The organism is Sulfolobus islandicus Y.N.15.51, assembly GCF_000022485.1.
GTDB classification, from domain to species: Archaea; Thermoproteota; Thermoprotei_A; order Sulfolobales; family Sulfolobaceae; genus Saccharolobus; species Saccharolobus islandicus.
Genome location: NC_012623.1, coordinates 1202311 through 1222568, shown reverse-complemented (window position 1 = coordinate 1222568; position 20258 = coordinate 1202311). Strand labels below are relative to the sequence as shown.

Below are 20258 nucleotides of genomic sequence, written 5' to 3'. Positions count from 1 at the left end.
TTATTTCTATTTCAATTATTTCTATATTTCTGTTAGTATCTATATTATCTGCTTATCCAATTTTATATGCATCTTCTGTTTCTTTTTCTGTAACTTCTCAATGGCTTGTATCTCCTCCTTATGTCGCTCCTGGAGAGAAATTAGTGCCATTGCAAGTTACATTAATATATCATGGATCAGATAATATAACAAATGTCCAAATTATCCCTATAGAATCCTCTCCATACATAGTTTATCCTAATGACCAACAATATTACCTCTCAGTAATGATTCCCAATCAGCAGTACACGTTTACTTTCATAGGTAATATAACGCCTAATATACCATTAGGGGTATACAATTTCTATCTACAAATTATATATACATTAGACAATCAAGTCTATACACAAACTATTACGGTTCAGATCCCGATTATGGGCTATGTTCAGTTATATTTAACCTCTCAAGTAAATGGGATAGTATTTCCAGGTGAAGAAGATGTACCAATAACTCTAACTATCTATAATACTGGTACAACTCCAGCTTCAGACGTTACCTTATTCTTAAACTCTACATATCCATTACAGTTTATTACTAAGACCGTGAATGTACCTTTAATTCAAGCTGGTTCGTTTACTTCAGTACAAGTCATAGCTAATGTTTATAATAATGCTACAATAGGAACTTATAGAATACCATTAACGGCCTTAGTATATGGTAGTTACTATTCACTAAATATGTCAATAACTATTAATAGTAATCAAACAATAGGTGGAAAAATATTAACTCCAAATATATTATTAAGTTCTGGTGCTGATCAAAAAGGTGTCCCAGTAACATTAAATATAATATATAATGGTCCAGTACCTGTAGAAAGTTATAATATACAAATATTTTTGCCTAACGGGTTTACAAATGAAACTAATGGAAATATTATATATGTTGAAGGCGGGTCTTTACAACCATATCAAGAATTCGATATATCGTTCAATGTAAATATAAATAACGTATCTTTAGGTTCTTACTTATTTCCAATTAAAATTGTATGGAATACTATAGAGGGAGAGGGAGTATTAGTAAGTGTAGTTCAATATTCAACTTTTACCATAACGTTAATGGGACAACCTAACTTAGAGATTTTCGTAAACCCCATAGTCTTGTATGCTGGAAGTGTAAATAACGTTACTTTAATTATTCAGAATGTAGGTACTGGGAACGTTTATAACTTATCCTTGAGTATATCTTCTCAATTTTCTATTCTTAACGCCCTTCCAAGAATTCCTATATTAAAGCATAATCAAAGTATTAAAATTCCAATAGAAATTTACGTACCTTCAAATGCGGAGGGAGAACCAGCTCAATTAGTTGTTACTATAAACTATCTAAACTCATTATATCAAAGTTCAGTGTATCAACAAGAGTTGGGTTTCTACGTTTCTCAGCTCAACGCTCCATCAATTCCTATAATAATTACTCTTAATCCTAGTATAATTCAACCAGGTACGTTTTCCTCAGCTAATCTTATCCTTACAAACACTCTTAATACTAAATTATATAACATTTCCATAGTGATATCTTCTCCTATCTATTCTAATATCTCAGCATATGATATCTCATACCTTATGCCAGGTAAAACCTATATTATACCATTAACTCTATTTTCTCAAGTTAGTGGGCAGTACTCGATTTCAGTGCTTTTAACGTATTACGAGAACAATATACAAAGGCAGGAACAATTAAGTTTACCAATTTATGTAATGCAAATTAATACACCTATTATACCTATTCTTATAAACTTTAACTCAAGCACTTTGCTTACTGGTGAAACACAACATACAACCTTAATAATATATAACACATTAAATGAGTCTCTATATAATATTACAATATCATTATCTACACAAGAGCAAATATATCTTAATATGACTACAATTACAATACCATTATTAAGGCCGTTGCAGAAAATTGTTATACCCGTTGAAATCTATACAGATTCCTCTGGAATAGTAACGATAAGTGCTACGATATCATATTACCAGTCCGGACAACAGAGAGAAACACAAGAAATAGTAAACACGTTAGCTGCAGGTTCAGTAGAAATTGTGATAACTGGAGTTTCTTCAGTGCCATCAGTTGCTGTAAGAGGAGGGATAGTTTCAATTACTGCCACTATATATAATTTCGGGACTGGTCCCGCTAATGGATTAACAGTTACTGTATTTCCTCCAAAAGGTATAGAAGTTATTGGTGAAAATACTTATTATGTAGGTAATTTAGGTTCTGATACTTCCTCAACGTTTACATTTGCATTTAGAATATTGAACTTCACAAAAGCTGGAACGTATATTATACCAGTTGAGTATACTTATACTAATGATATAGGGCAAGTACTCCATTCATATTCCAATATTTCATTAACAGTATTAAATAGCTCTTCAGTGTTCAACTTTTCATCATTTAGGCATAGTCATGCCTTTGGAAGTCACATTATACTTTACATAATTCTTGGAATCATTGCAATCGTCATTGTTGCTATTATAGTAATCTTTATAAGGAGAAGAGGTGGAAATGAATGAATCTTTTCGATATATTATGGCTTTCATATAAAGGTTTAATTTCTAGAAAGATAATAGCAATATTAGCTATAATTTCAGTAGTTATAGGAGTAGCCAGTGTTACCACGCTAGTTGCTTTCACTCAAGGTGTGGGTCAATCAATACTATCGGAAGTAGAGTCGTTAGGTCCTAAAACAATTTTAATATTACCATCTAGAGGTTCATTATTAACTCAGGCTACTGTTGCGACAATAGAGAGCTTACCTGGCGTTGAAGCAGTTTATGGAGTAGTAAGTGGTTTCGGGACAATAAATGTAGAAGGTCAACCAATAGATGTTACTATAATTGGTGTTAACAATCTATCAGCTATATTAGGGCAGGTACTGCTTGAGAGTGGTTCAACGTATCCACCAATAACTTCACCAGAAGCTGTAATAGGTTCAGAAGTAGCAAATCCGGTAGCGGGTGTTTATTTCTCAGTTGGTAGCGAGATAAGTATACAAATTCCTAGAGGGAATAGTGTAAATTTAGAGGTAGTTGGTATTCTTTCACCATCTGGTGCTAATCCTCTCTCAAATTCCGAAACTTCAATATTTATACCTTTGGGTGAGGCAATGGCTATCTTAAATAAGACTTCGTATAACGAATTAATTGTAGAAGCTCAGTCAGTTAATGATGTTAATACCATAGCTACTATTATTGAAGACATATACGGTAATCAATTAAACGTAGTTACTGTACAACAATTAATTAATACCGTGTCAACTATAACCTCTGGATTTAGCTTTTTATTAATAACTGTTGCTTCAATATCTCTATTTGTTGGTGCAGTGGGAATAATGGCTATAATGCTTAGTAGAGTATATCAGAGGATAAGAGAGATAGGTATAATGAAAACGTTAGGGTTAACTACAAGAGATGTTCTTTTAGTTTTTATGTCAGAGGCAGGTATTATTGGAGTAATAGGGGGTCTAATTGGTATCGTTGCTGGTTTAATTAGCACTTCTTTTGTAGATATCCTATCTTCAATTAGTTCTCAATCTTCTAACAATATAAGTGAAAGCGGTTTTAGAGGAAAATTTGCAGCATTTAGTGGAGGTAGCGCAACTGGTCAGTTGCTTTCGTTTAAGCCAATAATTTCTGTAGAGGCTATAGTAATAGCATTAATAGTAGCTATTGCTGTAAGTCTAATTGCGGGATTATATCCAGCATGGAAAGCATCAAAACTCACAGTAATAGATGCGATCAGAAGGGAATAATATATTAGGGAGTTTTTTAATATATTGCTGGATATAATTACATAATAATATATGATGATGAGAGGGTCCAATGATTTGATGATTATCGCTGGAAAAACTGATAATCAGAAAGCTTAAAATAAACCTTTTTATAAACAATTTTTAGTAAAACTGCGGCCGTAGTCTAGGCTGGATTAGGACGCCGGCCTCCCAAGCCGGTAATCCCGGGTTCAAATCCCGGCGGCCGCATACATCTTTTTTATCTGAAGGCTACTATGAAAATTTTATCACTAGGGAGTTAAATTGTTTATTTCTATAAAGTATTATACAATAACAACTATTAAGGTCTCTTTTTTTTATCGCAGAATACTTTTTATATACTGATGAATATGCACGTAATTCTTTCTATTATTATAAGTGAAAATTAAAAACTATTCATAAATCATATAGACTAGATAGTAACTAGTTTTAATTGTTGTTAACATATGGTTTCATTTGCGAACTTGTAAGGTAGCCAAATGATAATAAGTTATGATAAATTGGAACTATACTTTACAATACTATTTCATATAAACAGTTATATAATATATTTCATTATAGTTATCTTGCGGTTAGCTTGCTCGTATACAACAAATATCTGCCAGTGCCAAAACAATTTAATGATGAATTTTGGACCGTTGAGAAGGTAGAACATATTAGGTACCTCTCTTTGACTGGTAAGCCTTATAAAATATTCAATGAAGATATGAACTCTTTAAGGGTATTAGATAAAGTTAGATTCAAACTTGATAAGGCAACTTCAATTTCTTTAACCCCCAAGGCTAATCTGGAACTAAAATTTTCTGGAATTTACATGAAGTCTCCTTTATATCTAGGTGACATGTCATACGGAGCGTTAAGTGGTAATCCCAATATAGCAATTGCTACTGCGGCTGATTTGACTGAAACTCTTGCCGGTACGGGAGAAGGTGGCCTACATCCAGAGGTTGCTAAGCATAAGAGAATTTTTGTGCAGTGGGCGTCAGCTAGATTTGGTGTTGATATTAGAGTTTTAACTGCTGGTATGGGTGTTGTCATAAAAATTGGTCAAGGGGCTAAGCCTGGAATTGGCGGCCATTTACCAGGAAATAAAGTTACTGAACCTATATCTGTCACTAGAAGAATTCCAATTGGTATAGATGCTATATCTCCAGCACCTCATCACGATATTTACTCCATCGAGGATCTGGGACAAAGAATAGAGGCATTAAAAGAAGCAACGGGAAAGCCGGTTTTTGTTAAAGTAGCTGCAACTAATTATATCCCTTACATAGTTTCCGGTATTGCTAGAATGGGGGCAGATGGTGTTATAATAGATGGTCATGGAGCGGGAACTGGTGCCACCCCTGTTGTAATAAGAGATAACGTTGGTATACCAATAGAGCTAGCTGTAGCCTCAGCTGATAATATTTTAAGAAGAGAAGGACTTAGGGATAAGTTTACTATTATAGCTGCTGGTAGGGTCTCATCAGCAACAGACGCTGCTAAACTAATTGCTTTAGGCGCTGACGTAGTGAGCGTTGGTACTGGAGCTTTAATAGCTATGGGTTGTGTAATGGTACATAAGTGTCATGTAGGCTCATGCCCTACAGGTTTAACTGCCAAGATTGATGGGACTAGAGTAGTTGACGTAGAGTTCGGCGTTAAGATGCTAGTTAATTTTATCAATGGATTTTCCATGGAGTTAGCTAATATTTTAGATAATTTAGGTTTGAATAGTATTAAGGAACTTAGAGGTAAAAGAGAGTTACTTTATGGACATGGCCTGAGTAAAGACACGTTAGAAATTCTAGGAATTGAAGGTACGGAAGATGAAGTGAATCCTAAATTGGGAGAATTATGGAATAGGAGAGTTATTGCTTACATGCACGAATTGATGAATAAGGGCAATCCAGTAATAACCAGTATGGGTAGTACTGCACCACCTGATGTAGAGAAACCCGCCAGAATAATTGATTGGCTTAGATCTGATGGAGCCCAAGTTACCAGACCTTCAATAGATCCTTATAGGGAAGATGTAGATACTTCCTTTTACCTTAAAGGTGGAGAGATATATCTATCACTCCCAATAATCTTCGATATCACTGAAGCCTCTTTAGAGTATAAGGAAGCGTTTAGTTGGAGTGCTTTAGCTTTGTCTTCAGCAGTTTTTGACTATGAAACTATCGATAAGTACGCAGAAGTCTTCATAAGTAGTGATGGGAAAGGTATTGCTAGGTGGAGTAAGAGTGATATCTACGAGAACTCGTATCTCCTGATACCTGCAGATGAGAACGTAATAGACGAAGTTATTGGAATGGGCGTTCAAGGGTTTATAGTTGATGAGGATAGTGGAAATAGTGATCTAGAATTGGTAGTTAGTGCTTTAGATACCAAATTAAAGGAAGTGGGTGTTAGAAATCATTATGACATTTTGGCTAAGTCAAGTAGACTCAGACATTCCGCAGACGCTTTTAAATTAGTTCTGTTGGGTGCTGATTCTGTAATTATGCCTTATTTTATTTTAGAAAAAGCCATAGGTGAGGGAAATAAGGGTAATTTGAAAGAGAAAGCCTTCAGTCTCATAGCTGGAATGAAAAAGGAAATAGCTTTGCTTGCCGGTGCTGCTGGGGTTTATAGTGTCCAATCTACTTTGACCGGTAACAGGGAGTTATTACGTTCTATCAATTTGAGCTATCCTATAAGGAAAGCACTTAGAATAAAACCAGCGGGGTCTTTATAATGGTTGACTATTATCCTTCTGGTTGTGGTGTTTTTGGAATCTTAAGGAAAAGAAACTCTCCAAAAGTCAAAGGAAATTTAGTTGTTAGAGCAATAGATAGAGTCAGATATAGGGGTAGTGATAAGGGAGCAGGATTTGCTGTATTTAATTTGGAAAAAAGAAACTATTATGTTATTAAAGCGTTTTATGAGGGAAACCCCAGTGAGCTGAAGGATATGTTTAGCAAGTATGGTGTAGAAGTTAAGAATGTAGAATTGCTAACTAAATATTCGACTCTATGCGATTGTAACCTTATTGCTTTGGGCGATATAAATGAGGTTAGGAAGGCTATAAGGAATGTAAATGAGATAATGTGGAACGGTAAAGAGAAGAAGGGCAGAGTGTATAGCGTTGGTAGCTCTCTTCATGTGTATAAGGGTGTTGGATATCCTAAAGACGTAGCAGAACAATATCGTGTTGAGGAGTTGGAAGGTGATTTATGGTTAGCACATACGAGGCAACCCACTAATTCCCCTGGCTATTATCCGTTTTGGTCTCATCCCTTTTCCTCATTTAATGTTGCTATAGTTCACAATGGCGATGTTAGCTCATTTGGAGCTAACGTAGAATATCTAAATTCGAGGGGGCTAAATAGTTTTGTAGGAACTGATAGTGAGGTATTAGCTTTTTTATTTGAGGAACTCATTGCTGAAGGTTTAACCATCGAAGAGGCAGTAAAGATTCTAATTAACCCATCAAGAAGATTCAATGCCTTACCTAAAGATGTTGATTATTTATATAGAAACGCTATGTTAGATGGCCCCTTTACAGCGGTTATTGGTTACGACTCCGGTGATGATTTATATTTGATAGCTATTGCTGATAGATCTAAGTTTAGGCCGGCAATAATTGGTGAGGATGAGTCATATTATTATGTAGCAAGTGAAGAGAATGAAATTAGGGAAATAAGCCCTAAAGCTAAAATTTGGACGCTTAAACCTGGTTCTTACTTTATAGCATCTTATAAAAAAGGTATAATATCATATGGGAGGGGCAATGACGAGTTAAAGACATTTTCTCCTCCACCAATAATGGTTCCAGAGAAGTATGATATTAATGCATATAATATAGGGTATAAGGAGTTAAATTATGAGATACTTAAGTTAGCTGAAAAAGGAAAGAGGGAAATAACAGTTGCCAACGTTTTAGGTCATAGATATATTGGGATAAACCTACCGGCTAAAAACATAAACAATTTGAGAATCAACCTTTATGGTGTAGTTGGAAACGCTATAGCAAATCTAAATGAGGGTAACGAATTTTATGTTTATGGAAATGTTACTGATGACTGTTGTGATACCATGCATGGAGGAAAAGTAGTAATTTACGGTGATGCGAGAGACGTTTTAGCTCAGACTTTTCAGAATGGTAAGATTTTCGTTAAGGGTAATGCTGGAAATAGAGTTGGTATTCAAATGAGGGAATATAAGGATAAAAGACCCTATCTTATAATAGGCGGTATTGTTGATGATTATTTAGGAGAATATATGGCTGGAGGCGTAATGATAGTGTTTGGTAAAGGGTTTAACGGAGAACCAGTGGGAAATTTCGTAGGAACAGGAATGGTAAGGGGGAGAATATACATAAGAGGCAAGGTTTCTCCATCAAAACTAGGATTACAACCACCAAGGTATGAGGTGATGAGATTACTAAAAGCACTATTCTTAGAGGGCCTAATTTCTAGTGAGGAATACGATTCACTAAAGAACGAAGAATATATTGAGATTGTTAATAAGTTAAAAGGAGAAGCTAAGGAATATGCCAAGAAATTGTTTGAAGAGAAAATCGGAGTTCCGACATACGAATATAGAGAATTAACCGAGGAGGAATTTAAGGAACTGTACCCAGTAGTTGATGAATATTCTAAGGTTATGATGGACTACTCTTATACTGAACTATTAAAGGAAAAGTTTACTGTAATAACTGCTAGAAAATTATAGAAGATATTTCGCTTAAAATATTTCGCTTAAAATTTTCCTTACTGAAATTTAGAGCTCTGTTTTTCATTTCCCTTCTCAACCCTATATTTTCATTTTCCAGTAAGCTCTTTAATAGCGTTACGGCTTCTTCTATGTCTGAGTACGAGAATTCGGGAACTACTTCGTAAGCTCCACTTTCCTTAGGGACTATTGGTATAACTCCGCTTGCCATTGCTTCTATAACTGGTATTCCAAAATGCTCTCCTATCGTTGCGTGGAAATAGACTTTAGCTTTTGATAGTACTTTAAGCAACTCCTCTCTTGGTAAATTAGTTACAATTTCTATTTCAGCGTTAAGTTCTCTCTTAAGCTTAATTAACTTGTTCAGATAGTCTCTTTCATTCAGTGAACCAATGATTACGCCTTTAACTCCGCTTTTCGCCGCTAAAAGGATTGAATTTTCAAGCATTTTCCCTCTTTCTATTCTTCCTATTGTCACAAAGAAGTTTTCCCTTTTTTCCTCATTATATGCTCTCTGAAAATATTCTACATCTACTGGAGGGTATATTACTTTTGGCTCATTTATTTCATAAACTTCAGCTATTGCCTTTGCAGAATAGCGAGAATTTGCTATTATCTTTGCCCTTTTCCCCTCATCTTTTATTTTATTTATGACGAGACGAAACGGTAATAAATAAAGTTTCCAAAAAAGGGATCTGGTATACTTGCTTGGTAAGTTAGCTATTGAAGGTGCACCTGCATAAATTACGTGTGGAGCTATTTCTGATAACGGTATAGGCACTCCAGACGCGTTTAGATACAAATCTGGTTTTACTTTTTTCGCCGTATAATAGGTCAATAACCTTTGATACTTATCTAGCTTTGGTAAATGAAAAGGCAACGTATATACTGAGGGTATTGATTTATCATAAGGTTTTGCAAAGCTTATTGCAACATAATTTATTTTTCTTTCCTCTAACATTTCAAAAAATGTTTTGTATATAGTTCCCTCACCACTATAACCCCTACTCATTCCTAAGCCATGGGCTATTACTGCAACCTTTATTTTCTTCATATTTCATTATTACTTCTAGATGGTTCAGATTATAATACCAGTGGGTCCTAATGACAAGGTAGATTGGGTTAAAAGAAGCGTAAATTCGGCGTTATCACAACCAGTTGATAAGGTGATAATTTACGATAATAGCGAAAGAAGTGATATATATAATTTATTTCAGGAGTTGAAAGATAAATTGGTCTATATTAAGGATAAGAGAATGAAAAGGGTTAACATGGCTAGATTACGTAATAAGATGCTCTCATTAATTGATGATAAATATGTAATCATGATAGATAGTGACGTTGTTATACCTAAGGACTATGCTAATAAAATTATAAGTAAATTGGAAAATGGAGTAGCATATAGTTGGATGCATTATGCTTATTCTGAAGAAGAAATTAAAAAACCATTGTCTTTATCTGAAAATAACCCTAATTTAGGGTGTGCAGGACTTAATTTGGAGATAATTAAGAGAATTGGCTATTTTGATGAACGATATGAAAGAGATGAGGATGTATGGCTTTATGCAAAACTAAAAAAAATTGGCTACAAAGTAGAGCCAGCTGAGGGTAGATGTTTGCATCTTAATAAGGTTCACGCAAGGCTTGATTTCTCTTCATCAATTGTTGAAGCTAGGAGAAATCTTTGGAGGAGTAAATACGACATTATGCTAATATTTGATGGTCTTACAGATTTTACCTTTTTAACTGGTTACTCATATTATGGTAGTTACTATATATTGGCAATTTTATCGGCTATTTTCCATCCCTTAGCTTTCCTCTATTTTCCACTTATAGGTTATGGTATCTATTATTATAAGGGACCAAAGAAATATTTACTAAATTTAATCCCCGGTTTAGCATTAGCGATCTCATTCCCTTATGGCCTAGGGTATAATCTTATCCAAAAGGCCAAGTAATTCCCTTCTTCTCTTATCAAACTCTCTCTCCACATTTTCGTCATAAACTATTCTTCCGTTTACTATAACCTTACCTACATGCTCACCTACGCTATAATAAACGATATTCGAGAGAATTCTATCCTTTTTTAACGGATATAATTTGTCCTTCTTTAATAGCACTATATCAGCGATGTAACCTTCCTCTAGCTTTCCACCTTTTAAATTAATAAGCTTATATCCATTTTCTGTGGCTGCCTTGAGTACATGATATGCTTTTATGCCGACATCCCAATATGAATGCCTTTGAAGTAGTACTGCATTTTTCATCTCCCTGAACATATCTAGTGAATTATTACTTGCAGCTCCGTCAGTACCTATAGTTACGTTCACTCCATTTTCTATCAACTCTTTGAATGGAAAGAAACCTGCAGTAGCAAGTTTCATATTTGAAGTTGGGCAATGGGTTGCATTGGTCACATATTGTAGTTCCCAATTAGCTACCCATCCTAAATGAACCAATTGGGCCTTCCTCACGATTCTTAGTTCATTCAACAACTCCACTGGGAATTTGCCATACTTTTTCTTTATCTCATAAATCTCACTTCTAGTCTCAGACACATGGATGTGAATCCATGAGTTTGTTTCTTCTGCGAGTTGATTAGCCAATTTTAATGTGTCTACAGATGTTGAATATATGCTATGTACGTTTACAATTGGTTTAAATAATTCACTTGCTTTAAGCTGTCTTTGTTTTTTATCTATCTCATGAGGATCAAATAATCTATTGAGAAACGTATAACCCGCGTAAGCTCTTATTCCATACTTTTCTGCGATTTCCTTTACTCCTTCAGGATTAAAGTACATGTCTATGAACGCTGTAGTTCCTTTTGATAACATTTCCATTACAGCCAATTCTGATGCTATGTTCATTTCATTTGTCTTGAAAACTTTTTCAAATTCCCACATTTTTTCTAACCATTCTGTTAATTCAGCATCATCATAGTATCCACGTAAAGCTATCATTGGGGTATGTGTGTGCGCGTTAACTAGTCCGGGTATCGCAACGTATTCTGAGCAATCAAACTCGTCTCCCTCAACTTCCCTTCCTAAATTTTTTATATATCCATCTTGAATAACTATATTGGTATTTTCCAATATTTTATCATAATTTACGATAAATCGACAATTTTTTAATGTATATCTGTTATTTCGTATCTGCATTCGTATTCACTTATTCTTCTTAATCTACCTTTCACCTTTAACTGCGTTTTGAAAAGTGGAGCATAAGTTACAAAAGTTTCAGCTTCTCCACCCTCAAATGCAGGATTAAATCCGTATCTTCTTGCTCTCTCAATTATTTTTTCTACATCCTCTGTTGTGATTTCCTTGCCTAATAAATCAAATGGGAAGCCATAGGCGGAAGCTGATGTTATCACGAACTTAAATCCTTCTCGTGCTAACCATCGCATATATTCTTCTTGTGTTTTTCTCCAAAGTGGTGTATAAGTCTTTAGTCCTATTTCTTCAGCTATAATGCTTATGTTTAACCTTTGATAATCAGAAAGTAACGCTCCACTGACTATACCAACAGCTCCTTCATTTTTAGCTTGAACTAGCACCTTTTTGAGATCTTCTAACTCCTTATCCTTCTCCCCTGAAGTCTCGAAGGTGAGAAGTCTAAAACCCATAGCTTCAGCTTGATATCTGGTATAAATTACATTAGGATATTGGAACATCCAAGAATCTTCTCTCTTTGGTATTAACGTTATTAAGCAGACAATCTTAAATCCCTTAAACACCGCCCAATGTAATGCATATGTACTATCCTTTCCTCCAGAATATAACACACAAATTTTCATAGGATATAAAAGATAAAAAATGAGTTAACTTTAATACTTTACTTCAAATTAGCTAACTACTCGTTATTTCTTTTTCTGCTCTCCACCGCTTTGTTGCTGTTGTCCGCCTTGCTCTTTCTTCTTCTTGGCCATTTTGTATCTGATAAAAATTCACATTGAAATACCTAATAAGCATTCCTAATGAAATCTTGGTAGAATATTATCGAAAAAAAAATTACGCTTACTATAACATCTTCTCATAATCATAACGTATATCCTAATTCGCTTTTAAAGATACTATTGGACTACACTGAAAACTTTTTATTCTTCTCTATTTATAGAATATGTTTTGCTAATGAACTTTTTTATAGTAAAACCTTAATCTCTATATCAAGAAAGTATATTTCTTTATCTAATAATTAAATTTGACCTTGTTTTTATTCTAATTGGTCTATAAATTAGATCTATTATACTATTGATATTAATCAAACTATAGAGAAGAGGATCTATTTTCAATAGTTCTTCAGTACCAATGAAATACACTGTACTAGAGAATTCGATCAACTCTACAAGTCCATTAATTTTATCGATATTTTCATTGAGAAGTCCCGTAGAGTAACAAGCTAATAATGGCTGTGGTCTATCATCAAATGGAATTGCGATATCGTACGGCTTACTGCATACATAATCTGCGAAGCTTCTAGTAAGAAATGGGAAGTCACATCCAGTGATAAAAACTCTATCCCTTCGTACGTATTTTAATCCTTCTTTAACTCCTTTAACAGGTCCCTCATATTCGCCGTTTTCTAAAACTAAAATTCCTTTTTTAATTCTCCTAGACGATCTAGATACCACGATAGGATTATCGAATTGTTCCAATAATCTACTTAACATTGTTTTTGAATTTACCTCGAAACAACACTTATCGATTCCAAATCTTTTCGATAGTCCCCCAGCTAGTATCATAACGTCATATGAATAGTTGTAGCTCAACTTCTTCCCCTTTCTTATAAGTTACACTTCTCTTGAGAATTGTAAATCCATTAGCTTTGGATAACTCGCTATATAAACCTACACCCCATCTAAGCGGGAATGCAGAGTTTCCTTTAACGTCAAATAAGTATATTGAATCCATGGAATGATTTACATAGATATCCTCTACGAGAGCACTTTTTACAAACCTCTTTAGATTAGCACTTAATATATTAGACAATACTGAGAGTCCAAACTCATGAAATGCAGTTATAGCAGAAACTACTTGTCCCGGTAATACCAATATCGGTTTTCCTTGAATCCTGCCTATACTACCTCTTTTGATTATGTTTACAGTTACACCATCAAATAGTATCTCTCCCAGCTTATTTATAGCTCTCTTTACGTAATCTTTTTCACCAACTGAAGATCCACCTATAGATATTATTACATCAGAAATTTCTAAAGACCTTTCAATTTTTCCGATTACATCATTTATATCGTCCTTCGCTACTCCCATATATTTTACACTACCGAATTTCTCGAGAATCTTGATTAGTATTGGTGAGATGGAATCTATAACCTTATTCTTCTCTGGATTTTCAAAGCTAGCTATTTCATCTCCGTTAGCAAAAATTGCAAACCTTAAATCTGAAACATTAATATGAAAAATTTGTTGTTGTAATAGAATTCCCAAATGATAAGGGGTCACTTCAGTACCTTTTCGTATTATTGTTTGCCCTGCGTAAATATCTTCTCCCTCTCCCCTTATATTCCTACCTTTTTTTACCTCTCCTTTAAATATAACATACTCTCCCTCAAGTTTAGAATTTTCAATAGGCACTACACTATCCGCATCTGTTGGTAATGGTGAACCAGTAGTTACGTAATAAGTTTCACCCTCTTTTAATTCTGGAATGTTCAATGTATTTGGATAGAGCTTCCCTACTACTCTCAACTTTCCATATTTTAGATAGTCCTCATATTTGATAGCGTATCCATCCATTGCTGATAACGATCTTTCCGGTATACTTTTTATTGCAATCACATCCTCTGTTACTATTTTACCTAATGCTTGAAATATATCAACATCCTTTTCTCTCTTCTTTACCTCGAAATTTGTATTGTTAATTATTTTTCTAGCTTCTTCAACTGGGATTAGTGTCACAATTTAATATTTTACTTCACATTAATATATGATATGGCGTGCATATTTCATATTGTAGGTAAAAAAGATACTGGAAAGACAAGCGTTATAGAGAATATCTTAAGGGAGATTAAGAAGGATAATTTTAAGGTAGCAGTGGTTAAACATTCTCATCATAAATTGGACTTAGCTGGAAAGGATACTCATAGATATAGAAACTGTGGATCTGATTTAATTCTATTTCAAGAAGGTGAAGAAGAGTCAGTTCTTTTCATGCCTACCGTATCTTCCCTTACCTTAATTACCCTTCTCCCAGTAGATATTATCCTTATCGAGGGTTTTTCGAATGTAGATATAGGTAAGAAATACGTTATTAATAGTGTAAATGAGATTGAAGCTGTAAGCAAACAACTCATAAATGATATAAAAAGGGAGTGTCAAAAGACGATTAGAGCTTTAAGATTAGATGACGTGAAAGTAGAAGTGACATCAGATAACGCTTTATTGCTAACTCTTTATAATTTGATGAAAGTACTAGGAGTTAAAAATGTCAGTTCAGATTAGTGGATCAGAGATTATATCGCTAGATCCTAATGCGTATATAACAGACGCTTTATACTTCATGAGAAGAAATAATGTGAGAAGATTAGTAGTAAGTAATTCCAACAATATAATAGGTATTTTTACGATTGAGAATGGAATTAGACAAATTTTAGAAAACAGATTAGAAGTTAGACTAAATGAATTAAAGTTAAAAAGACCGATATTTATCGAGAATAATGATGTTAAAAGTATAGTGAGAACAATGATTAACGAGAACTCGGATTTTGTAATATATGGGGGAAAATATATTATAACCGAGAAGGATGTTGTAAGGTCTTTCAACTGGAGTTTGGTAAAGGAAAATATAGAAAGTATTAGTAAAGACGCAATTGTAGTTCAACCCTTCACGAAGATCTCGACCTGTATAGAAATTATGCTTAAAAACAATATTAGGCACTTGCCAGTAGTTAATGGGATTGCACTAGGCATAGTTAGCGCAAGGGATATAGCATATTCTTATGACTCAATAACTGGAAATATGATAGTTGAAAAAATTATGAATGTAAATCTAGTTACTGCAGATGATAATAATGAGATAAATGAAGCAGTTAATTTAATGATGGAGAGAAATGTTGGCAGTCTAATAATTAAAACTAGTGTTAAGAACAAGGTTAAAATTCTTACTAACAGAGATTTAATAAAGTTGATATTTAGTTATATATTGTGATATTCTCTTGTCCTATTGATGGAAGTGATGTAAACGAGAAGTTAGAGTGCGAAAAGGGTCATAGATTTAATGTAATCGAAGATCAGATTTACGATTTCTTGTTAAAGGATATTGAGGTTGATAAATTATTAGCAAGAGTAATCCCAGTTTACGAAAGTGTATGGGCTCCATTAGGGTTATTATTCACTTCTGGTAAAACTTATGCGTCTTTTCTCAGAGCAATTGGAGAGTTTATAGATGGGGATTTAGTAGTTGATGTGGGAACTGGTACAGGTAAGATTTTTGATTTTCTGAATTGTAAGACTTGTATCGGTATTGACGTATCTTTAAGGTTTTTAACATATATGAAGAGAAAGAGACCTAAAGTGATAGCAGTAAGGGCTGATGCTAACAATCTACCTCTCAAATCCGGAATTGCTGATGGGATTTCTTCTACATTAGTTTTACACATGTTATCTAATCCATCTTTTGCCATAAGGGAAATGTATAGAGTACTGAAATCTAATGGAAAATGTAGTATCGCGGTTTTAGCTAATGTGAATTCATTAATAGCTAAGATACTATCCAGATGGTGGAAAGTAAATTTAAGACATTACGATTACTACATTAATTTACTTCAAGAGAACTCCTTAAAAGTAGTTGAAAGGAAAGAATTAGGACCTTGGGAGGTAATAAATTGTATTAAGATCTCATAAACAAAGTTGCTGAAAGAGCAAGGAAACTTAGTCCATTAATAAGCTCTAATACTTTTTCAATAATTCCAGCAACTATAGGTGTATATGCCAAAATTAATACTCCAGATATAATAAATATGAAGAATACTCCTAGGAGAGCTGTGTAATAGAGCTCGCCATCACCCGCTAATAATCTAAATAACTTCTCACTGCCAGTGGCTCCAAATACTATTCTCTCTATTCCAAATACAATTCCCAACATGTAAAACAGAATGGGATTTATCCCAAAAAATAGAGCTGATTGTAATTGTTCGCTATTTATTCCAGTCTTCATGATTAAAAATGCTGAGGTAATTAATAATACTACCCCTAAGGATATGCTTATTAACCTCTTTCTTATCTGCTTATTGACATGGGCCATCCCAAAACACCAACTAATTTTTCTCCCATTTCAATATCTAGTAACTCGCCTAAAAATATTCCCCCGAGTGCACCTACAAATAATCCAGCTAACCCACCAAGATAATAACCTGCGAGTGCACCTACAGCTCCTCCTGCTACCTTGCCAAAATTTTGATTCTTTACCTCATATATCGTTGCAAAGTTATGATCCCCATATTTGCCATATTTAGATAAATAGTAAGATAGATCTAGAATTGCCTCCTTCACTTCACTTAAATCTTTACCCCTAAATAGAGTAATGTAATATTCTTCTCCTTTATCTTTTCTAAAATAAATCGGAGTAAAATTAGCTTGTCTTAATTCCCTAAATGACGTCCCATATCCTCCCTTAATTCTAAAAATGACTTTGTACACAATAAATTATTTGATAAATTTTTATATTAATGTTTTGCTTGTTCGTAGTTAGAACCTTAGCTTTATTTTTGACTTAAGGATAAAGTTATATTGAAATGGGGTCCGAGCTACAAAAGTTTTATGCGATAGCTAAGGTATATGGTTTTGAGATAGAAACGAAATTACATGACCACATATCTGCAGCAGTCGATGAGGCTATTGATAAAATAAAGTTAACCTTACGAAAAGAGGGCATGAACGGAAAGACGGTAAATGCATTAATAGAAGTTTTCGCTAAAGATGAAAGAGCTTCAAATCTAATTGAGAGTATAAAAGCGAGGATCTACACATAATTCATATGGTTGAACTTTCAGAACCCTTGGAAAATTACTTGAAAGAGATGTATGAGATAGAAGAAATTAAGGGCAGTGCTAAAGTTTCAGAATTAATTTCTATTTTCAATATTTCCCCCGGAACAATAAGCAAAGCGCTAAACAAATTAGAAAAATTAGGATTAATAGAAAGAACTAGCGATCGAAAAATAAAGTTAACTGAAGAGGGAAAGAGAATTGCAGAAAGATTAATTAGGTCTCATAGACTTAGCGAACGTTTGTTAACAGATATAATTGGACTTGATTGGATAAGAGCTCACGAGTTAGCTCATAGGCTAGAACATATTTGGCCAGATGATATATTGGAGAAAATAGATAAATTGCTTGGTTATCCTGCAACTTGTCCTCATGGCCATCCTATAGGAAATAGGAAAAAAGTAAACGGAAAGAAATTATCTGAAATAAATATTATTGGTAAATATAAGGTTGTGATGATTGTAAGGGAGGAAGAATGGGTTTTAAGAGAAGCCACACGACTGGGATTAAAACCCGGCACAGTACTTGAAGTTATTGAAAATAATGGCACTGATATAAAAATCAAAGTAGGAGAGAGAATAGAGGAAGTTAGTAAAGTACTTGGTGATCAGGTGTTGGTTGTTGGATGAATTAATGAAAAAAATCCTAATTCATATTTACAAATACGGCCCCGATAACCCTTGGTATATGGCGAGAAGACTTTTAGGAGAAAGTGGATGGGTGGCAAAATACGACGAGAATCGAGTAGAAGAGGTTTGTAAAAAATTAGAAGAAATGGGATACTTGATTAGATTTCAAGGCTCCCTAAAAAAATCTGTAACCTCGTCTATAAAGCCGTGGTTAAAAGTTAAAGCTAGAGAACTAAATCATAAGCCCAAGGGAATTTACTATGATCTAAGTAAAGAAGGAAAAAAGATTGCATCGTTACTATATAAGGAATATAAAAGGGAGAATGGATAATTATGGATATCGTTGAAAAGATTTTGGAGTATTCAAATCCCTATAATGTTTTGCAAGAGAAAGTTAAGATAAAGGATAATTCGCTTTTATTTAATAACGAAAATATCCCATTTAACAAACCTATACTGATTTCAGTAGGGAAGGCCTCTTTGCCCATGGCACGATTCTTTAGCGAGAGGATTGAATTAAAGGCTAAATTAATAGTAACACCGAAGGGTACTAAAGGTAACGAGAATAACGTTATAGAAGCTGGTCATCCCTTGCCAGATGAGAACAGTATAGAGGCTGGGAAAAGGATAATAGAACTATTAACTACTGAGGACTACGATTTAGTTATATTTGCAATTTCTGGGGGCGCGTCAGCATTAGTTGAATATTCTGAAATATCCTTAGATGAGCTGAGAATGATTAACAAGAATCTTGTTATCTCTGGAATAGGAATTAATAAAATAAATATAGTAAGGAAGCATTTATCTAAGATAAAAGGGGGTAAGATACTAGAATATATAAAAGATAAAATCCCTGTAGTGTCATTTATTGTTAGTGATGTTCCAGGTAATGACATAAGTAGTATTGGAAGTGGTCTTACTAGTATTGATACCTCTACTAACGAGAATGCATTAGAAATTTTAAAAGATATAGGATTAGAAAAATACTCCAAGTATCTGACTGAGACCCCTAAGAGTTTCTCTAGAATTGTGAAAAATTACATAATTCTAGATAACATGGAGGTACTTAAGAAGCTCGCAAATATTCTGGACAACTCTTTCATTCTTACTTCTGAAATCAGAGGAGAGGCAAGAGATGTGGGAGCTATTATTGCTTCAATTTATAATTCGTCAGAGAACTATAATGTACCTTTAAGGAGACCTTACTATTTATTACTTGGTGGGGAGCCAGAAGTTACAATTCAAGGAAAGGCAGAGAAGGGTGGAAGAAATGGAGAGGTCTGCCTATCCTTCCTCAAATACGCTAAAAAAGGAAATAGATTTGAACTATTAGGTTTCGCTACTGATGGAATTGACGGTAACTCAGAATATGCTGGTTGTAAAGTCAATTCGGACATGAAAATAGCAGAGGAGGAGATAGATGCTGCATTAGAGACTCACAATAGTTATGGCTTGCTAGAAAACTATGGAGGGACTATAAAAACTGGCTATACTCACACTAACGTGAATAATATTTATGTGTTAAGGGCTCCTTGAGTTCTTATCTTCTTTTGTAACATTAATACTGCCCTAGCGACAGCCTCTGGCCTTATTGGACATCCAGGAACGTATAAATCAACTGGAATTCCAAGGTCTGAGGGAAGTACGGTATTATAAGAATTCCAGAAGATTCCTCCTTCGAGTATACAAGCTCCAAGGGCGATAACGAACTTCGGTTCTGGCATCTGGTCATATACAATCCTCGCTGCTCTACCCATTTTTCTGCTTAGCGTACCTTCTAGTATAAGTATATTCGATTGTCTGGCTGAGGAGAACGGCAGCATTCCATACCTTTCTGCATCAAATCTTGCAGCTGCAAAAGCTCCAAATTCTGTACCACAGCAAGATGTAGTAAAGTGAGGTGGCCAGAGGGAAAATGAAATACCCCAATCGATTATTGATTTTATTGGTTTCCTATTAATTAACCATTGAGCTGCCTTTTTGGCTACTTCATTTAAGTTACCAACTAAAATAGTCTGTTCTGCCATTGCTATACTCTATTTTATCATTCCCTTAAATAACTTTATTCAGAGATCACCTCACAAATCATCAAATCAATTTTCCCTATCTCATC

The 20258-nt window shown here is 34.3% G+C and carries 20 protein-coding genes and 1 tRNA gene; 13 read left to right on the top strand and 8 right to left on the bottom strand.

Annotated features, from left to right (window positions below; translation table 11 throughout):
- The first annotated feature begins 143 nt into the window (after window positions 1–143).
- The 5 genes from YN1551_RS06720 to YN1551_RS06700 all read left to right on the top strand — a co-directional run bounded on the left by YN1551_RS06720 (window position 144) and on the right by YN1551_RS06700 (window position 8512).
- Window positions 144–2555: a COG1361 S-layer family protein gene (locus YN1551_RS06720; protein ID WP_012717421.1), complete on the top strand. Its 2412-nt coding sequence runs from the start codon at window positions 144–146 to the stop codon at window positions 2553–2555.
- Window positions 2552–3793, top strand: a complete 1242-nt coding sequence (locus YN1551_RS06715; protein ID WP_012717420.1) for an ABC transporter permease — start codon at window positions 2552–2554, stop codon at window positions 3791–3793. Before YN1551_RS06720 ends, YN1551_RS06715 begins: the two co-directional genes overlap by 4 nt.
- Before the next feature lie 152 nt (window positions 3794–3945).
- A tRNA-Gly gene (locus YN1551_RS06710) sits at window positions 3946–4021 on the top strand.
- A 367-nt stretch (window positions 4022–4388) separates the two neighbouring features.
- Entirely contained in the window at window positions 4389–6533 is a 2145-nt protein-coding gene (locus YN1551_RS06705) for an FMN-binding glutamate synthase family protein (RefSeq protein ID WP_012713758.1), read from the top strand.
- Entirely contained in the window at window positions 6533–8512 is a 1980-nt protein-coding gene (locus tag YN1551_RS06700; protein WP_012717419.1) for a class II glutamine amidotransferase, read from the top strand. Before YN1551_RS06705 ends, YN1551_RS06700 begins: the two co-directional genes overlap by 1 nt.
- Here YN1551_RS06700 and YN1551_RS06695 read toward each other — a convergent pair.
- Complete coding sequence (locus YN1551_RS06695) at window positions 8499–9566, bottom strand: glycosyltransferase (protein WP_012716192.1); 1068 nt, start codon at window positions 9564–9566, stop codon at window positions 8499–8501. The two genes, YN1551_RS06700 and YN1551_RS06695, sit on opposite strands and share 14 nt — an antisense overlap.
- A 19-nt stretch (window positions 9567–9585) precedes the next feature.
- On the opposite strand from YN1551_RS06695, the gene YN1551_RS06690 reads away from it, so the two are divergent.
- Window positions 9586–10470 (top strand): glycosyltransferase family 2 protein, encoded by an 885-nt coding sequence (locus tag YN1551_RS06690; RefSeq protein WP_012711454.1) that lies wholly within the window; start codon window positions 9586–9588, stop codon window positions 10468–10470.
- Here YN1551_RS06690 and YN1551_RS06685 read toward each other — a convergent pair.
- From YN1551_RS06685 to YN1551_RS06670, 4 genes are all read right to left on the bottom strand, one after another.
- Complete coding sequence (locus tag YN1551_RS06685; RefSeq protein WP_012711455.1) at window positions 10438–11673, bottom strand: amidohydrolase; 1236 nt, start codon at window positions 11671–11673, stop codon at window positions 10438–10440. The genes YN1551_RS06690 and YN1551_RS06685 overlap by 33 nt on opposite strands.
- Window positions 11643–12311 (bottom strand): diphthine--ammonia ligase, encoded by a 669-nt coding sequence (locus YN1551_RS06680; protein WP_012713760.1) that lies wholly within the window; start codon window positions 12309–12311, stop codon window positions 11643–11645. Before YN1551_RS06680 ends, YN1551_RS06685 begins: the two co-directional genes overlap by 31 nt.
- Before the next feature lie 387 nt (window positions 12312–12698).
- On the bottom strand, window positions 12699–13283 hold the full coding sequence (locus tag YN1551_RS06675; RefSeq protein WP_012711457.1) for a molybdenum cofactor guanylyltransferase: 585 nt from the start codon (window positions 13281–13283) through the stop codon (window positions 12699–12701).
- The gene (locus tag YN1551_RS06670) at window positions 13261–14430 is read right to left on the bottom strand and encodes a molybdopterin molybdotransferase MoeA (RefSeq protein WP_012713761.1); all 1170 of its coding nucleotides are present in this window, start codon (window positions 14428–14430) and stop codon (window positions 13261–13263) included. Before YN1551_RS06670 ends, YN1551_RS06675 begins: the two co-directional genes overlap by 23 nt.
- Window positions 14431–14463: 33 nt before the next feature.
- On the opposite strand from YN1551_RS06670, the gene mobB reads away from it, so the two are divergent.
- Genes mobB through YN1551_RS06655 form a run of 3 tightly spaced genes read left to right on the top strand, consistent with a single transcriptional unit; the run spans window position 14464 to window position 16374 of the window.
- Window positions 14464–14973 carry a molybdopterin-guanine dinucleotide biosynthesis protein B gene (gene mobB, locus YN1551_RS06665; protein ID WP_012713762.1) on the top strand — a complete coding sequence of 170 codons (510 nt, stop codon included), beginning with the start codon at window positions 14464–14466 and terminating at the stop codon, window positions 14971–14973.
- Window positions 14957–15679, top strand: a complete 723-nt coding sequence (locus tag YN1551_RS06660; protein ID WP_012717418.1) for a CBS domain-containing protein — start codon at window positions 14957–14959, stop codon at window positions 15677–15679. Before mobB ends, YN1551_RS06660 begins: the two co-directional genes overlap by 17 nt.
- Window positions 15676–16374, top strand: coding sequence for a class I SAM-dependent methyltransferase (locus YN1551_RS06655; RefSeq protein WP_012716194.1), 699 nt, complete (start codon window positions 15676–15678; stop codon window positions 16372–16374). The genes YN1551_RS06660 and YN1551_RS06655 overlap by 4 nt, the downstream gene beginning before the upstream one ends.
- Here the strand turns inward: YN1551_RS06655 and YN1551_RS06650 are convergent.
- Both YN1551_RS06650 and YN1551_RS06645 read right to left on the bottom strand, forming a co-directional pair.
- A complete protein-coding gene (locus tag YN1551_RS06650; protein WP_012717417.1) occupies window positions 16361–16774 on the bottom strand; it encodes a hypothetical protein in 414 nt (137 codons plus the stop codon). The genes YN1551_RS06655 and YN1551_RS06650 overlap by 14 nt on opposite strands.
- Entirely contained in the window at window positions 16750–17169 is a 420-nt protein-coding gene (locus tag YN1551_RS06645) for a hypothetical protein (protein ID WP_012713766.1), read from the bottom strand. The genes YN1551_RS06650 and YN1551_RS06645 overlap by 25 nt, the downstream gene beginning before the upstream one ends.
- A 95-nt stretch (window positions 17170–17264) precedes the next feature.
- Between YN1551_RS06645 and YN1551_RS06640 the strand changes: the two genes are divergently transcribed.
- Genes YN1551_RS06640 through YN1551_RS06625 form a run of 4 tightly spaced genes read left to right on the top strand, consistent with a single transcriptional unit; the run spans window position 17265 to window position 19681 of the window.
- Window positions 17265–17501, top strand: a complete 237-nt coding sequence (locus YN1551_RS06640) for a hypothetical protein (RefSeq protein ID WP_012711464.1) — start codon at window positions 17265–17267, stop codon at window positions 17499–17501.
- A 5-nt stretch (window positions 17502–17506) separates the two neighbouring features.
- Window positions 17507–18145: a metal-dependent transcriptional regulator gene (locus YN1551_RS06635; RefSeq protein WP_012713767.1), complete on the top strand. Its 639-nt coding sequence runs from the start codon at window positions 17507–17509 to the stop codon at window positions 18143–18145.
- A complete protein-coding gene (locus YN1551_RS06630; RefSeq protein WP_048051907.1) occupies window positions 18138–18476 on the top strand; it encodes a hypothetical protein in 339 nt (112 codons plus the stop codon). The genes YN1551_RS06635 and YN1551_RS06630 overlap by 8 nt, the downstream gene beginning before the upstream one ends.
- Window positions 18477–18478: 2 nt before the next feature.
- The gene (locus YN1551_RS06625; RefSeq protein ID WP_012713769.1) at window positions 18479–19681 is read left to right on the top strand and encodes a glycerate 2-kinase; all 1203 of its coding nucleotides are present in this window, start codon (window positions 18479–18481) and stop codon (window positions 19679–19681) included.
- On the opposite strand, the gene YN1551_RS06620 is transcribed toward YN1551_RS06625, so the two are convergent.
- The gene (locus YN1551_RS06620) at window positions 19660–20172 is read right to left on the bottom strand and encodes an NADH-quinone oxidoreductase subunit B (protein ID WP_012716196.1); all 513 of its coding nucleotides are present in this window, start codon (window positions 20170–20172) and stop codon (window positions 19660–19662) included. The genes YN1551_RS06625 and YN1551_RS06620 overlap by 22 nt on opposite strands.
- Window positions 20173–20258: the final 86 nt, after the last annotated feature.

Coding starts and splice junctions, on each gene's coding strand:
- YN1551_RS06715 (WP_012717420.1), top strand. CDS start 2,552: ATGAATCTTTTCGATATATTATGGCTTTCATATAAAGGTTTAATTTCT.
- YN1551_RS06700 (WP_012717419.1), top strand. CDS start 6,533: ATGGTTGACTATTATCCTTCTGGTTGTGGTGTTTTTGGAATCTTAAGG.
- YN1551_RS06695 (WP_012716192.1), bottom strand. CDS start 9,566: ATGAAGAAAATAAAGGTTGCAGTAATAGCCCATGGCTTAGGAATGAGT.
- YN1551_RS06690 (WP_012711454.1), top strand. CDS start 9,586: ATGGTTCAGATTATAATACCAGTGGGTCCTAATGACAAGGTAGATTGG.
- YN1551_RS06685 (WP_012711455.1), bottom strand. CDS start 11,673: ATGCAGATACGAAATAACAGATATACATTAAAAAATTGTCGATTTATC.
- YN1551_RS06680 (WP_012713760.1), bottom strand. CDS start 12,311: ATGAAAATTTGTGTGTTATATTCTGGAGGAAAGGATAGTACATATGCA.
- mobB (WP_012713762.1), top strand. CDS start 14,464: ATGGCGTGCATATTTCATATTGTAGGTAAAAAAGATACTGGAAAGACA.
- YN1551_RS06660 (WP_012717418.1), top strand. CDS start 14,957: ATGTCAGTTCAGATTAGTGGATCAGAGATTATATCGCTAGATCCTAAT.
- YN1551_RS06650 (WP_012717417.1), bottom strand. CDS start 16,774: ATGGCCCATGTCAATAAGCAGATAAGAAAGAGGTTAATAAGCATATCC.
- YN1551_RS06640 (WP_012711464.1), top strand. CDS start 17,265: ATGGGGTCCGAGCTACAAAAGTTTTATGCGATAGCTAAGGTATATGGT.
- YN1551_RS06635 (WP_012713767.1), top strand. CDS start 17,507: ATGGTTGAACTTTCAGAACCCTTGGAAAATTACTTGAAAGAGATGTAT.
- YN1551_RS06625 (WP_012713769.1), top strand. CDS start 18,479: ATGGATATCGTTGAAAAGATTTTGGAGTATTCAAATCCCTATAATGTT.
- YN1551_RS06620 (WP_012716196.1), bottom strand. CDS start 20,172: ATGGCAGAACAGACTATTTTAGTTGGTAACTTAAATGAAGTAGCCAAA.